Below are 16860 nucleotides of genomic sequence, written 5' to 3' on the forward strand. Positions count from 1 at the left end.
AGGAAGAGATTAGCTACGGTCAGCTAAGGTTAATTCACCGCCATTAGCGAAATAAGCTTTGATCCCTTTAAAAATAGATTCTGCAATTTGTTGCTGGAATTTAGCCGTTTTCAGTTTCTTCTCTTCTTCGATATTACTGATAAAGGCAGTCTCTACTAAAATAGAGGGGATCTCAGGGGCTTTTAATACCGCAAACCCTGCCTGATCAACTTTATTCTTATGTAGTTTATTAATCCCTCCCAACAACTTAAGCACTTCACTACCAAATTTTAGACTGTCATTGATAGTTGCCGTTTGTACAAGATCAAGCATCGCATGATCAACATAACGGTCACCACTTTTGCTCACACCACCGATTAAATCAGACTCATTTTGTGTTTGTGCAAGATAGCGTGCAGTATTACTGGTCGCCCCTGTTTTTGATAACGCAAAAACAGATGAACCTCTGGCAGAACGATTCGTAAATGCATCAGCATGAATAGAGACAAACAAGTCAGCTTGCATTTTTCGTGCTTTAGCAACACGCACCGTTAATGGAATAAACACATCTTCATTACGTGTCATATACGCCTTCATTTTGGCGTCTTTATCAATTAACGTTCTTAAGCGACGTGCAATTTGTAATACCACATCTTTTTCACGTGTTTTATATTTTCCAATGGCACCAGGATCTTCCCCACCATGCCCAGGATCGATCATGATAATGATAGGTCTGTCTCTCCCTGCCCTACCCGGTTTTCGGGTGTCTGTTTGGGCTGGTACCGCTTGTTGTAAATCACCATCATTATATTCACGTAACAGTGCTAAGAGTGGATCATCTTCAGCATTTGCACCATGGCTTGGGTAGAAATCTAACACCAAACGGTTTTTAAATTCCGCAACAGGTTTTAGAGTAAACATTTGTGGTTGTACTGGTGTTTTTACTTCAAAAACTAATCGCACTGTTTTGGGCGTATTTTGACCAACACGGATCAACTTTAAATAAGGATCGCTAGTCTGAACTTGATTAGCCATACCCTTTAATACGCTATTAAGCTGAATACCTTCTAAATCCACCACAATACGTTCTGGGTTTGATAATGCAAACTGACGATATTTCAGTGGTGTTTTTGATTCTATAGTCACGCGAGTATAAGTCGAGGCAGGCCAAACCCTGACAGCAACAATAGATGCTGTCGCAGCAAAGCCAACAGGACTAACACTTAACAATAATAACGCGCCAATTCCTTTAACAAGACGACGACGAGTTTGATTGTGCTCAGAATGACTCATGAAAATATTCCAAAAAAACGATTAACGTCAATAAACTCTAAAAAGAGATAAAAAAAGTTAAGAACGAAAAACTTTACCCAATCCACACTCTACTGTCACTTAAAAACAGCACAATTACTCACATTTACACGAATATTCTGCCCTCATGCAAAACAATAAGATAGGATTTTACTTGCCATTCCTCATCAAAAAGAATAAAAATACATTAAATGCGAATAAAAATTCACTTGAGAGGGTTTTATGAAAGAGCGTAGCACCGAATTGGTCGATGGATTCCGCCACTCGGTTCCGTATATTAATGCACATAGAGGCAAAACATTTGTCATTATGTTGGGTGGCGAAGCTATCGCACATGAAAATTTTCCATCTATCATTAACGATATTGGATTACTACACAGTTTAGGTATCCGTTTAGTGGTTGTTTATGGCGCTAGACCACAAATTGATATGGCACTTGAAGTACAAAAAGTTTCACCAATTTATCATAAATATACTCGTATTACTGATAGTAAAACCTTAGAAATTGTTAAACAAGCAGCGGGTACATTACAGCTCGACATCACTGCACGTTTATCAATGAGTTTAAGTAATACACCATTACAAGGTGCGCATATTAATGTCGTTAGTGGCAACTTTGTCATTGCACAACCCTTGGGAGTTGATGATGGCGTGGATTATTGTCATAGCGGAAAAATTCGTCGTATTGATGAAGAAGCTATTCACCGTCAATTAGACAGTAACGCCATCGTATTAATTGGCCCTGTTGCAGTGTCTGTTACTGGTGAAAGCTTTAATCTCACATCTGAAGAAGTAGCGACACAACTTGCTATAAAACTTAAAGCGCAAAAAATTATTGGTTTTTGCTCTTTCCAGGGTGTTGTCGATGAAGATGGACACATTGTCTCTGAATTACTACCTAATCAAGCCGAAGATAAAATCCAAGAGCTACAAACCGAAGGCGATTACCACTCAGGTACAGTCAGATTTTTGCGAGGTGCCGTTAAAGCCTGTCGCCGAGGCGTAGAGCGCAGTCACCTATTAAGTTATCAATCTGATGGTGCGCTTATTCAAGAGCTATTCTCTCGCGATGGTATAGGAACTCAAATCGTGATGGAAAGTGCAGAAAAAGTTCGTAGAGCCAATATCAATGATATTGGTGGCATACTCGAACTTATTCGCCCATTAGAGCAACAAGGTATTTTAGTCAGACGTTCAAGAGAACAATTAGAAATGGAGATAGATCAATTCACCATTATTGAACGCGATAATATGACTATAGCCTGTGCTGCTCTTTATCCTTATCAATCAGAAAAAATTGGTGAAATGGCTTGTGTTGCTGTTCATCCTGATTATCGTAGCTCTTGTCGTGGTGAGGTATTACTACAACGAATTTCTGCCCATGCAAAGCAATTAGGATTAGAAAAACTATTTGTTTTAACAACACGCAGTATTCACTGGTTTCAAGAAAAAGGATTTGAACCTGCTGAAATTGATAAATTACCCATTGAAAAGCAGGCGCTCTACAATTATCAGCGTCGCTCCAAAATTTTGATTTTAGATTTACATAAAGAGTAACTATCAAATATAAACAAAAAGACAGGTATCCCTCTCAATATCTGTCTTTTATTGTTTTTGTCTTATCTGATAAAGATTAGTAACGTAACTTATCGACTAAACCACTTCGACGCTGAATACGTGTTTGAATAGCCATTTTCACCATATATTCGCAGGCATAAAGAGAAAGTTTTTGTTTAGCGCGAGTTAAGGCGGTGTACAGTAATTCACGGCTGACCACTGGCGAAAATTTTTCAGGTAATACTAATGCTGTATGTGTAAATTCAGATCCCTGTGATTTATGCACTGTCATAACATACGCCGTTTCGTGTTGAGGTAACCGGCTAGGCTGAATGGCTTTTAAGGTACCATCTGGCAATTGGAAAAAGGCTTTCATTTCGCCTTCATCATTATTGAGCATAATACCAATATCACCATTAAACAGCCCAAGTGTACTATCATTTCTCTGGATCATAATCGGACGTCCAATGTAGTCACTCTGGTAGCTATTTGTAGGGCGACGAATTAATCGTTGACGGTGCAATAGCATTTCAATTCGATCATTTAACCCACTTACACCAAATGGCCCTTCTCTTAATGCACACAATAAACGATACTGGTTAAATGTGTTAAGGATCGCATCAGGAGTGGCTTTTTCTGCTATCAATGAGAGATACTGTCGATAGGCTTGTGCTGCATCTTGTATCATCAGTAAATAGTTTTCATCACTCTCTAATGGGATAAAATTCACATCTTGAGTATCTAGTGCCATTTCAATTTGTTGAGGCGTAATTACTGCCTTCTTCAGCAATGTCAGCGCTGTTTTAGTCTGTCCTTGGTTTACAGCAAAAGCAAGTTGACCAATTCCTGAATTCGAGCCAAATCGATAGCTTTTTCGTAATAGGCAAAGTGAATCACTAACAACTGAAACGGGTGTGTTAGAAACAGAGATAATATCTGCAGATTTTGATAACTCACCTTGTGTTAAATAATCAATTTTATCAAATCGCTTTTGGCTCAAACCATCATCCGCAAAACGGCAAATATCCCCTAATACAGCTCCAGCCTCAACAGAAGCGAGTTGGTCTTTATCTCCCAAGAAAATAACGTGACATTGCTGTGGGAGTGCATCAATTAAGCGAGCCATCATAGGTAAATCAACCATTGACGCTTCATCAACCACTAAAATATCAAGTTGTAATGGATTATCTTTATGGTAACGCACTTGCTGGCTTTCGGGCTGAGCCCCTAACAAACGATGAATAGTTTGTGCTTGCTTTGGCATCCACTTATTTTCTTCTTCACTTAAAGCAAGTTGAGCAAGTGCTTTACCTAGGGATTCTGTTAATCGGGCAGCAGCTTTTCCAGTTGGTGCTGCTAATTGAATAATGGGTTTCTCATTCGAAGTAAGCATCACAAAAGCAGCCAAGATTTTTGCCACCGTTGTGGTTTTTCCTGTTCCTGGGCCGCCAGAGATAATAGAGATAGGGCTAGTGATAGCAACACTGGCAGCTACTTTCTGCCAATTAGTTTCTTTATTTTCTTTTGCTGTTGGAAAAAGCTGATTGAGTGCTTTAATTAATGCATTTTCATCAATATCAACCACCGGATGTTCTTGCCTAAAAAATTGAGCCACTTTTTCTTCATAGCTCCACATTCTTTGCAGATAAAGAAGTCCATTATCTAAAATGATAGGTGATGGAGAATTATCACCACCTTGATTAACACAATGACTATGTATTAACGCTTCAATTATTTGATCAGTAGAAGGCTCTCCCATTCTTTGCCAAATAGCGCGAGAAAGTTCGTCTTGCCTACCATCAAACAATTGATTTTCTTTGATAATATTTAATGGCAAACAAACATGCCCAGCTCCTGTTTGAGCGCTTAAATAAGCAAAGATAAACAGTAAAATCGGATTTTCATCTTCCACCAGCATTTGTGCAAATCGAAGATCTAACGGTCGTAATACATTTTGTGTAATCGCTTGTTCTAATAGTTTGATCATTTTTATTTCTCATCGACTACATCAGGAGTGCTACTTTTCATACTTTTACCTGTAAATAACGCATCTAGCGCCAAAACAAACGCCTCATCAGGTAAATAAGCATAAACTCCATTTCCAGGGTGTGCTTTATCTATACCACGTAAGAAAAGATAATAAATTCCCCCAAAATGGCTTTTATAATCATAATCTGGAATGCGTTGCTGTAAAAAACGATGTAATGCTAATGTATAGAGTTGGTACTGCAAATCGTAACGGTGATCTATCATTGCATTGACCATCGCTTCTTGAGTGTAATCTTCACTCGATTCACCTAACCAATTTGATTTGTAATCCACCACATAGTATTTCCCTTCCCAGCAAAACACTAAGTCAATAAAACCTTTTAACATGCCTTCTACTTGCTGGAATTGTAAAGCAGCACAACGTTTTGATAAGGGATCAAACTGACTTATTAATTGAGTCAACTGAGATGATGTTATTTCTTGTTCAATTGGCAAATAAAATTGTAACTCATCAAGTTGTTGTGTTTTAGGGATATCAGCAAGGCATAATCCATCATCACTAAGAGGGGTATAAAACAGTGTTTCCATCCATGTTACTAATAATGGCGCCCATTTTTCATCAAATCCTTGAGCCGTTAATTGCTCTTGCATCCATTGCTCATCAATGGGTTGAGAAAAATCTAAGACTTCAAGCAAGCCATGTAAGAATGTTCCCGCAACCGCACCACGAGGAAAATGATGAATCGAATTTTCATCGGTTTCTTCTCGTTGTTTCTCACCTTTGGCATCAGTATCCAATCCAGGAGCAATAGATTGCACTAAAGCCTCAATATCGCCCAAGTCGAAATGGTATCCGCGATTGGAATGTTGATAAGTTAGTCCTGAATAACTGGTTATACGCCAATTATCATGGATTTTACGTTTAAATACTGCTGCCTCTAATTTTGCCTCATTGACTAACTGAGGTTGGTAACGTTGTGCTGAAACATCATCAAGCGTGATCACACTAATATTTTCATCGAGTAATGCATGGATTGATTGATGTAATAATTCGCTATTCCCTTCTTCACCTTGCTGTAATAAATACCCTAAAGCATTTTTATGAAGATCAGTCAGTCCCGATTTACGTTTATTCCCTTTCACCAATGGCGCAACGCCTACATAACAACAAAATTTAGAACGAGTTAACGCTACATAAAGTAGGCGTAAATCTTCTGCTAAACGTTCTTCATCCGCTAAACGCAAGCTTTCAGGCCTGCTAAAAATATCTAACTTAGCGTAAAATTTTTCTCTGTCATGATAAAGCGCTCCTTTTTGCTCTTGATAGTTACAAGCAAAAGGCAAGCAGACAATAGGATATTCAAGGCCTTTGGATTTATGAATAGTACAAATTCGCACAAGATTTCGGTCACTTTCCAAACGCATTTGTTGGCTTTCTGATTGCGCATCAGGATGAGAAATTTGTTGTGCTAACCAACGAATAAGCGCATGTTCACTATCAAGCTGTAACGAGGTTTCCTGCAATAATTCGCCAATATGCATGATATCAGTGAGTCTCCTTTCACCATCAATACTGGCAAGTAGATCCTCGGCAATCTGATTATCCATCATAATCTTACGCAACATCGGTAAAACGCCGCGTTTTTGCCATAATACATAGTAGTCAGCAAATTTCTCTACATAACTATTCCAGCGTTGTTCATCATGATTTAGGCTATCAATTTCTCTTGCACTAAAGCCAAATAACCGACTAGCTAAAGAGGCTCTTAAAACACGCTCTTTCTCTGGTGTTACAACTGCTTGCAGTAACCAAAGCAAATCTTTAGCTTCATTCGTTTCAAATACACTTTCACGGTTTGATAAGAATACAGATTGTATAGAGAGTAAGTTTAGTGCATCACGAATAAGTAATGCTTCTCTACGACTACGAACCAGCACCATAATATCAGCCGATGTCAGTGATTTTTTTTCACCTTGCTCTAGGAGCCATGCTTGCTGTTGATCGCCTGCTGATAACCAATCACGAATTTGAGCTGCACATTGCGTTGCCATAATTTGCTCATAATTTCCCGTTGATAGGCTTTCACCTTCAGCAAGCCAAAAGTTAAAAGGTGAGATCGATTTACCATGGTAAATAAAAGCCATATCTTGGTTTTTTTCAGCAGAACTCACCTCAATAAAAGGGATATGCTCAAATAAAAATGGAGCACTAGAACGCATAAAAAGTTTATTAACCGCATTCACCATTCCCGGAGCAGAACGCCAGTTAGTATTTAAAGTGTAATGATGTGTTGTTTGTTTTCGCGCTTGAATATAAGTAAAAATATCAGCACCGCGGAAAGCATAAATTGCCTGTTTAGGATCACCGATAAAAAGTAACCCACTGTTTTCATGCTCACCATAAATAGCATCAAAAATACGGTATTGTTGAGGATCGGTATCTTGAAATTCATCAATCATTGCAACGGGATAACGCTCACGAATAGCCTGTGCTAATGCTTCTCCCCCTTCACGTTTTAATGCTCTATCTAAGCGTGTTAAGAGATCATCAAATCCCATTTCACCCCGACGCATTTTTTCATTTTCAATACCTTGGCGTATTTCGGGAATAGCATTCACCAAAATAACATCACGCAGTGTTAAGCTTTGTTTTGTTAGACTCTCAATTTCAACAAAAAGAATATGCTCAGGAGCAGGGCCTTTGGTCGCTTTTTCATTTAAAATTTCTTGAGAAAAACGAACCAAGCAATCAGGTAACTGATAGCTTTTTGTTTCAAGCGTTGCGGCCCATAACGTGATTTCTTCAATCCATTTAGGTAAAAAACGGCTACTATAACTTCGTTTATCCACTCCTGAGGCCGTTATCCACGCTTCAACTTCATGATGATGTTCATTCCAACGCCCTTTCACCTTGTTAATGGCTTCAATAACAGCTTGATGACGCTCTTTTACTGACTCATTTTCGCTGTCTAATGCCACACCTTCAATTTCTGGCATTTCACCTTGTAAATAAGGCTGTATTTCATAAAGTAGCTGCTCTGGACCAGACCAAATCTGGCTAACCGCATTAGCAACATCATAAGAAAGGGGATAACAGTGGCGACGCCAAAAATCAGCACAAACACGTTTTTTCAGCTCATACTCATCTTGGATCAAGACTTGTTCAAACAATACACCTGACTCAAATGCATTGTTTGCCAGCATACGCTGGCAAAATCCATGAATAGTGTAAATAGCAGCTTCATCCATTTGACGCTCAGCTTCTAATAACCACTGCGCGGCTAACTCTTTATTAGGAATTTGTTTGAGTAATTCTTGGTATGTTTTGTCACCACTATCAACATCATGACGGATACAGGCAAGCCTTAGCTCATGGATATTTTTACGAATACGTGCACGTAATTCATCGGTTGCCGCATCTGTAAATGTCACCACCAAGATCTCTTCAACGCTTAGAGGTCGATAAAACGCAGAATCTCCCCCTAAACCAAGAAGTAATCGCAAATACAGTAATCCAATGGTATAGGTTTTACCTGTACCCGCAGACGCCTCAATAAGGCGTCTTTGGTACAAAGGAAGTGTATAAGGATTTAATGGCTGTGCCTGTATCGCTTCACTCACTCTTTAATTTCCTCAACTGGTAACGTTTTTTGTAATTCACTGACTGTCGTATAACGTTTCCATTTTTTATTTTGCGCGTAATCAGCATCTTTACCATCTTTGCCAATTATTTGAGAAACAAACACAAAACCATTTGGTTTTATTACTGCTTTTTCATAAAACTCAATAGCTTGTTTTAACGTCACTTTATTAAGCTCAGCTAAGAATTTCTCTCGTCCATCATATTTTAAATTATTACGATGGAAATCATTTCGATAAAGAGAGACTTCTTCATAGAAAGTTTGAGGTGGTTGTTTAACTTCAGTAATAATTGCTTGCTTATACTGATTAAAATCAGCCTCACTCATTTTTTTCAAACGTTCGTAGGCTTGCTGATAAAATGCGTTATAACGTTCATTTAAGTAAACCGGAGGTTTAGCATTACTTTGTAATAAGAAACCTAGGCCAGACTGTTCACCCATAGTGCCTTGATAAGCAAATACAGCATAACCAAGTTGCTCTTCTGTTCTTAATTGATCATAAAACCAAGGTTTAATAACCGAAGCTAACACAGAAGAAATAGCCTGACCTTCAAGACGGCTATACCCAGTAGGGATATAAAGTTCGCCTAAAGCATTATCTGTACTGTTTGATTTATTTTGAAATTCAACGGCATCTAATTTATTGAATACTAATGTTTCACCAATCCAGTATTCGGTTCCTTGATTACCTAATAACTCATGTGCAGATTTCGCTATATCACGGCTTTGCTCTGGCGTTAAATTACCAACAATCAATGCTTGAAGTGCTGCGTTTTTAATCACTTCACGGCGGTTATCAATAATATCTTGCAGTGTAATTGACTCTAATGCTTTGAGTTTGTCAGCTTCTTCATAATACGGAATAGTATTTAATCGGCGAGCTGGCAGCATAGCTGCTTCAAACGCTTTTAGGTTATGAGTTACTTCAAGTTGTTCACGATACCAAGATTTAGCCTGTTCAAGCTCTTCTTGCGTTGATTCAAAGCTCATATAGCTTTTTAATGTTGCATTAACTAATTCTGGTAAATGTTGTGTATAACCATTCATTGAAAAATCAATACCTTGTCCTGATGAGGATGAGATATTCATACCTGCAACAGAAGCTTGGTAAGATAATTCACTGAGTGCTAAACCAGCAAGATAATCAGTTAAAGTTTGTGTAACTTGCTGTTTAACCGTAATGTCTGATTTCTTATTTACTAAACTTAATGTCACGCTGGCTTTTGGCTCATCAGAAAAATAGTGTGATGGCATATAGAACAAGCGAGCACTTTTATCTTGCCACAATAATTGTGGTTTAGTGATTTTACTATCAGCGTCAATCAACGACAGATTATTAGGAATATATGGGTTAAGTGTCGGTAAGGATAATGAAATATCATCCGACAACTTCTGCCATGTTTCTAATTGTTTAGCTGTAATTTTATCAACTTGATAAGGTGCATTAACAAAATAAGCTTGTTTATTAGACGGTTCATTAGGACTTATCACCCAAATACGTGCTTTTTCTGGCGTCAGTGATCCTAGGCGAGAAAGAATTGCTGAAGGTTCATAATTATCGGCAATATAATCAGCATTCAGGATATTTTTGATTGGATAACGCAACATCATATCTGAAATGCCTTCTATGTAATTCATATCTCTTACAATAGAACCATAACGAAATGAGAGATCTAAAACATTCGCAATTTCATCAAAATAACGCTGACTAATGCCTTGTGACTCAATTAAACGAAGATATGAAAAGATGGCTGAGATAACTTTATCTTTTTGCGCTAAACCTTTATCTGTTAGTGCAACATAAATCGTAAAGGAGCCTTGGTTACGATCGATATACGGCTCTGAAAATGCGCTAATACTTTCAGCTAAACCTTGATCTTGTAACCATGTTGCAAGTGTTCCAGAACTACGATTACCGATTAAATAACCGATATATGCATCAGATTTACTACGAAAATCGGCAACGTTATTATCAATACCGAATTCAATTTGTAAGGTTTTTTGCGGTAAAGCAGGTACTAGATGGATCATTAACCCTTTTTCTTTATCCGTCATCGCAGGCACTGTGGTTACAGGGATATCTGCTTTTTTATTTGGAATACGAGCAAAGGTTTCTGCGGCTAATTTAGATAATTCATCAAGTGATTTATTACTATAAATCACTCCATTCATTAAGTTGCCAGAATAGTGTGTTTGATAGAACTTGATGAGTTCATCTTGAAGTTTGCTGTTTGGCTTGTCACTCAGCGTTTCTAAATTTCCGCCCATAAAGCGAGAACTTGGATGTGCTGGGTTTAAGGTTTCTGCTCTAACCTGCCAAAAACGCATACCGTCACGCGCACGCGCCATGGTTAACTCGGCATTAACTGCATTACGTTCACGATCGGCATTTTTAGGATCAAGTAAAGGCTCAGCTAAAGCATCTGCAAGACGATCGACCGCTTCATTAATGGCGCTATTTTCTACTTCTAAGTAGAAAGCTGTACGATATGTAGTGGTACTCGCATTATGAGATCCCCCGTTCTTTTGTAAGAACTCTGACATACTGCCAGATTGAGGATATTTAGCCGATCCCATTAACACCATATGTTCTAGATAGTGCGCAAGCCCTTGCTGACTATCTGGATCTTCTAATGCACCAACAGGTAACGCAACTGCCGTTAATGATTTAACGGCTTTTTCGTCAGAAACCAGTAATACAGTCATATCATTAGGCAATTTAATCGCTTGATATTGCCGTGGATCGCTTTCACTTTTTTCAATGCTATCTGGCAATACTTGCCAAAGTGGATCAGCAGCAAAACTGTTGATACTCACTAGCATCAATAGCAACATGATCCATAGTTGCGATAAGTATTTTCTCATCTGATATGAGCTCCCTTATTTTTTTAAAAATGGAATTATTGGTTTAAATATCGTTAATGTCGTCTGTTTTACTGTTTGTAAAAAATGCTCGTCTAATTGAGAGAATGCACGCTGAACATACATATCACTCATTTCACCATCTCGATTATAACTATCCGTTAAATGTTGTAGCAGCACTAACTCCGCTTTTGCGAGCGTCTCTTCATCATCAAGTAAAAATTCTTGTGTTTTTTTATCATAGCAAGCTTGTAACCAAGCCCAGCCACTCTTCGCAAATAACGCTAATGGGGTATTTAGCCCTTGTTTATAACCGCGAATTAAATTATCTAAAGTCGAATAAGCAAATTCAGGATCAACTGGTAATAAACACCATTGCGTCTCTTTTCTGCCATAAAACCTGCTTTCGCCAGTTCCCTCTTTTAAACAATAAACCAGATGTTCAATCCATAGTTGCAATAAATCATTAGCCGTTAAACTCGCAGGTCGCCAACGTAATAAGCCATCTGCTTGCACTTCATTTAAACGTCCAATCAATGGCATCGCACTAAAACTTTGCTCTAATGTGACAGAATACGACGCTAATCGTTCACTTCTCACTTTTTCAGCTAAAGGGAGTAGCTCTTCTATTTGTTGTTCCCAATAAATTTGACCAAATGCACTTGCTGGAAGTTGCCCTGCTGCTTTAATTCGTTCAAAGAGTGATCCTGTTGACGTTTCATCAATCAAGGCTTTCAATAGCCATTGATTTAATAGATAGCGTTGAAGTGCGTTTATCACAAAAGGCTCTTCTTCGGGTAATTCTGTCTCTTCGATAACAAAGTTTGTTTTTAATCTTTGTTGGAAGAATGCACGGATCGGATGACGATAAAAACGAGAAAGTGCATCAACGGAGACTTTATCTATTGATATATCATCATCTAATGACTCAGTAAAACCTTGATGAGCCTCCCCTTGCCCACTGGCAGCTGGTAACCATTCTGAGGCATAAGAACGAGTGGAAGCCTCAATGTGGAAGTTTTCTTGAGCAAAAGGAACACGACTATGCTGTGTTAATAAATGCTGATTAATGCGAGTTGCACTATCATCAACATTAAGTTTGCCATCATCAGGTAAACGGAAATTTTGACCGATATAGTCTTGTAACTCTTTAATTAAGACTGATGGATTACACTCTCTATCATCACGTATCGATTTACCGATATAACTGATATAAAGATATTTTTCGGCCGAACTAAGTGCCTCAAGGAATAAATAACGGTCATCATCTCGACGTTTTCTGTCACCACGACGTCGTTTTTCTGCCATTAAATCAAAGCCTAATGGCTGAATGTTACGAGGATAAATACCATCATTCATTCCCAACAAACACACTGCTTTAAAAGGAATTGAGCGCATAGGCATTAGCGTACAAAAGTTTAGGCTTCCCGCCAAAAAGCGCTGACTGATTTTTTCATCATCAAATCGTACCGTTAATTCATCTCGAATAAGCACTAATGGAATTTCATTTTGATATTGCGCTTTCAATCCATTTTCAATCACTTTTTGCCACTGTTGTGTGATCAACGCTAAAACTAATTCAGTCTCTTCATCAGCTTCAAAAAAGGCATCAACTAATTGTTGTCCAATCTCTAACCATGCTTCTAAGGAACGAGTTTCACTTAAACGTGTACGCCATTCACTTAATGTGTAAAGAAAATCAGCAAGATGCCCTGCAAGCTCTGCGACTAACCCACTAGATTCATCATAAGGAAGCACACCTTTCCAAGGACCATTGTCGCTTTCCATCGCATAACCAAGCAGCATACGCAGTAAACCAAACTCCCAGGTATTTTTACCAGTGATAGGGAGTAAAAATGAAGCTACATTTTCATCATCCAATCCCCAACGTATGCCTGATTCATCCACCCATCGGCGTAGCAGTTTTAATTCACTTTCAAAAATAGAAAAATGCCCAGCTAACGCAGGCACTTCAAGTAAAGCTAATACTTGTTCTGCTGTAAAACGACTTTGAGGAAGTTCTAATAACGTAATAAAGGCTTGTAATACTGGGTGTGCTTGACGTGCTTTTCTATCAGAAATAGCAAAAGGGAGATAGCGTTCAGCAGGTGCATTACCAAAAACGGCCTGAATATAGGGCGTATAATTATCAATATCCGCAACCATCACAATTATATCCCTTGGTAGTAATTCGGGATCTTGCTCAAGCAAATGCAGTAATTGATCTTGTAATACTTCCACTTCGCGTTGTGGGCTATGGCTTGCATGAAAGGTCAACGAGTGATCATCTAGTGAAATAATACGTTTTTTTTCACTACATTCATAGGTTTTAAGTGTTGTACCTAGTTGTGAAAAATCTTCTAAATCAAGAATGTCTGCTTGCAATTGATGAAGTAAATTATCTCTTGGAATATCAACAAAAGCATCCAATACATCGGTATACTCAAGTTCAGAAAGAAAATAGAGGTTATCTTTACCCAATTTTCCCCATGAGGCTAATAGAGGATTACCGATATTTTGCTCTCCCTCTTCATTAAATAACGAAGAAGCGTTTTTTTCATCTTTAAACCAAGGTGATTCATGTAATTGCTTATAATGGCGAGGTTTTCTACTATTAAGACGAGCAAGAAATTTAGGATCTTGAATATCACCCCAATAGTAACGGCAAGGATTGGTAAAGAGTAAATAGATCTCTGTATGACGCCCGATAGCTTGCAGAGCCTGCAAATAAACTTGCGGTAATGCCGAAATACCACAAATAAAGATACGGGGCGGAAAACAGTGCTGAAGTTCTCCTTCTTTTGCACCATTTAATGTCGAAATAAATTGCTGATAAAGATTAGAACGATGCCATTGAGGCTGATTGAGATCTTTCGTGTATTGCTGTAATGCTACCCACAATATTTTCTGCCAACGCTGATTTTCACTCAGCCCTTCTATCAATTCATCTTTTTCCCACGAGGCTAACCAATCTGAACGATATACCAAATATTGGTCAAATAAGTCGGCAACACGCCCTGCTAATTGGTGTAATTTACGTTTATCTTCATCATCATCAAGATAGTGAAGTAGCGGTTTAAATTCTTCATGGGATAAATATTCAGGCAATAATGCCATTAATTTCCATGTCATGGCATCTTTAGAAAAAGCACTTTCTTTAGGTATACCTGATAGCACCCGCGTAAACATTTCCCAAATAAATGTTGCAGGTAATGGATAGCGAATATTTGCTGCAATTCCTAAACTTTCAGCAAGCTGAATTTGCAACCACTGAGACATGCCAGGGCTTTGTACTAAGATCACTTCTTGTTCAAAGGGAGAAGATAGTGGTCTGGTCTGCATAAAGTGCACCATAAGTGACTTTAATAATGACAACTGATTTGAGTGATATATATGAAACATCAGATCCTCATCTTATGGATTGCATGACCAATAGTATAAATTTATCGTGGGTAAAATATTATTAGCAGCATAACCTTCCATTTGCTGACAGCCTTCAGAATATGAAAGAGAATGCATCATTATTTTCTGGTTATCAGCAAAATAGTAAGGTGATTTATCAGGCAATTTTTCAAATAAAACAAAAATCCCTTGCCCTGTTTGCTGTAATTGAATTAACCGCTGAAAATCAGCTTTTAATGATTGACTATACCCTATAATAGCGACAAAACTAATATTAAAAAATAGTAATACAAACATTGTATTAAGTAAGATAGAACCATTTTCTGATCTATTTTGACCTTTTTTTATGATACACACTCCTTATGCACGAATGGGCAATAATCTAGCCATCCATTTGGATCAGACACAATAGCTTTCTCTTTTCCTTTTTTAAAACTAATCCATTGATAATGATATATTTTATAACCTAGTAAGCTTTCTGCTTGACCTTGAAGTAAGGCCTTATCTGCAGAAATTAAAAATAAGCAGCTCTTTATTTTGGGAGCAGCATAAAAAGGACGGCATTGCCATTTGTTTAATTGTATTGATGAAAGATCCCAATCCTGTGTTATCCCCCATTGCAGTGCAGATTCAGCAAATAAAAAGGCCTGTCTTGCTTGTAACTCTTGCATCACTATTTGTTCAGATTGCCTGTAATGGTAAGAAAAATTTCCAAGCATAGATAAGCTCATGCCAATAAAACCTATCACGACAAATATACCCGCTAAACCTTGTTCATTGCTTCTGAGAGTGAAATAAATATTCATAGTGCAGTCATATTCCTTAAACGGATGATATTTTGATAATGTGATTTTATTTCAGGCTTTTGTTTTAAATGAAATTTTAAAGAAATAGAAAGATAAAAATACGGATTTTCTTTCACTGAATACGTTTTAGCATAAGGCTGTAAAATAAACTCAGTTACCTCAATCTCGTTATTTTCGAAAAATTGTTGCCACCCTGAAGAAGCACAATCTTTTACTCCTCTTAATTGCTCTAATTGCCCCTTTTTAAGACGGTATCCAAAATAATCACTCTCTTTTGACAAAGGTGACTCCCATCGACCATTGCTGTTTATGTCGTAAGCAAAAATAACGCAGGAATTTTTTTCTTGATTAGGATACTGCCCTATTTTTAAAGGGGATATTTCCAGGCCATCTAACTTCAACGTATTAACACAATCACCATAACAATACCCTGTACGCCTTAATTGCGTTTCTAGTACCAATAATCGTTCTCTTAAAAAAATATCTAATTGATATTGTTGATAAGAATGGAATAGCGTATTTATTATCTGGGGGTAAGCTCTGCTGATGCAGAGAAATAAAATCCCACTTATCGCAATAGCAAAGAGACATTCCATCAATATCATTCCTGATGAAAAAGAAAATACAGATCGTTTTAACATGATGAAAACACCTTTATATTCTGGCTACACGCTCTTATCCTGCCTAAAGATGAAATAATAATTTTCACTTCATCTTCTTCATTTTTAAGCACAAAACTCATAGGTTTTAACGTTTGGCGAATTCCACCAAACGTAAAATTTGAGACTGTTGATTGCTTAAGTTGAATACCTAGGGCTAATTGATAAATCGTTTGTTTTTCAGGTAAGTACCGTAGAGAAAAAGGAATAGCGACTATTTTGTTACTGGGCGATAAATGAAGTGATATTTTAATTTTGACATTAAACAGCAACGCTTGCTGCTGCTGGTAAGAAAGAAAAACTATGGTTTCTCGCACACTCTGTATTAAATGGCGTTGCTTAATAAAATGTTGATAAGAAGAAATTGATAGATAACTTAAAATAGAGACTATCAGCATCACGATAAGTATTTCGAGTAAACCGATGCCTTGCTCACTTTTTTTCTGAAACTCCTTATTTAGGCTTAATTCCCTATTATTGTTCATTTGTTTCTCCTTTTTAGCTGGTAATGAGCATGCAGACCACAGCCTTAAAGGTAAACAAAGATAAGCGTTTTTCTCGAATAGGTACGCAATAACAATACTTTCAGAGCAAATACAAATAAAACGTATTTATGATTAATAAATACTGACAATGCTTTAAATTTTAAATAAA

The 16860-nt window shown here is 37.6% G+C and carries 10 protein-coding genes; 1 reads left to right on the forward strand and 9 read right to left on the reverse strand.

The genetic code is table 11. The features are described 5' to 3' along the window. Positions 1-9: 9 nt before the first annotated feature. On the reverse strand, positions 10-1272 hold the full coding sequence (gene amiC / locus DK866_RS11975) for an N-acetylmuramoyl-L-alanine amidase AmiC (protein WP_109409080.1): 1263 nt from the start codon (positions 1270-1272) through the stop codon (positions 10-12). Between the two features lie 240 nt (positions 1273-1512). Here amiC and argA point away from each other — a divergent pair, with 240 nt between their 5' ends. Continuing rightward, the gene (gene argA / locus DK866_RS11980; protein ID WP_109409081.1) at positions 1513-2847 is read left to right on the forward strand and encodes an amino-acid N-acetyltransferase; all 1335 of its coding nucleotides are present in this window, start codon (positions 1513-1515) and stop codon (positions 2845-2847) included. 76 nt (positions 2848-2923) lie between these two features. Here argA and recD read toward each other — a convergent pair whose 3' ends face one another. From recD to DK866_RS12020, 8 genes are read right to left on the reverse strand one after another with little or no spacing between them, the layout of a single operon-like run. Further along, positions 2924-4834 carry an exodeoxyribonuclease V subunit alpha gene (gene recD / locus DK866_RS11985; protein WP_109409082.1) on the reverse strand — a complete coding sequence of 637 codons (1911 nt, stop codon included), beginning with the start codon at positions 4832-4834 and terminating at the stop codon, positions 2924-2926. Positions 4835-4836: 2 nt separating this feature from the next. Next, positions 4837-8457 (reverse strand): exodeoxyribonuclease V subunit beta, encoded by a 3621-nt coding sequence (recB, locus tag DK866_RS11990; protein ID WP_109409083.1) that lies wholly within the window; start codon positions 8455-8457, stop codon positions 4837-4839. Next, entirely contained in the window at positions 8454-11342 is a 2889-nt protein-coding gene (gene ptrA / locus DK866_RS11995) for a pitrilysin (RefSeq protein ID WP_109409084.1), read from the reverse strand. The genes recB and ptrA overlap by 4 nt, the downstream gene beginning before the upstream one ends. A 15-nt stretch (positions 11343-11357) precedes the next feature. Further along, positions 11358-14741: an exodeoxyribonuclease V subunit gamma gene (recC, locus tag DK866_RS12000; protein WP_109409085.1), complete on the reverse strand. Its 3384-nt coding sequence runs from the start codon at positions 14739-14741 to the stop codon at positions 11358-11360. A gap of 12 nt (positions 14742-14753) precedes the next feature. Further along, a complete protein-coding gene (locus DK866_RS12005; protein ID WP_244179698.1) occupies positions 14754-15098 on the reverse strand; it encodes a hypothetical protein in 345 nt (114 codons plus the stop codon). Next, complete coding sequence (locus DK866_RS12010; protein ID WP_109409086.1) at positions 15086-15547, reverse strand: DUF2509 family protein; 462 nt, start codon at positions 15545-15547, stop codon at positions 15086-15088. Before DK866_RS12010 ends, DK866_RS12005 begins: the two co-directional genes overlap by 13 nt. After that, positions 15544-16188 carry a prepilin peptidase-dependent protein gene (locus tag DK866_RS12015; protein WP_109409087.1) on the reverse strand — a complete coding sequence of 215 codons (645 nt, stop codon included), beginning with the start codon at positions 16186-16188 and terminating at the stop codon, positions 15544-15546. The genes DK866_RS12010 and DK866_RS12015 overlap by 4 nt, the downstream gene beginning before the upstream one ends. Then, positions 16182-16691, reverse strand: a complete 510-nt coding sequence (locus tag DK866_RS12020; RefSeq protein WP_244179699.1) for a potassium:proton antiporter — start codon at positions 16689-16691, stop codon at positions 16182-16184. Before DK866_RS12020 ends, DK866_RS12015 begins: the two co-directional genes overlap by 7 nt. Between the last annotated feature and the right edge of the window lie 169 nt (positions 16692-16860).

It is taken from the genome of Proteus genomosp. 4 str. ATCC 51469, assembly GCF_003144375.1.
Classification (GTDB): Bacteria; Pseudomonadota; Gammaproteobacteria; order Enterobacterales; family Enterobacteriaceae; genus Proteus.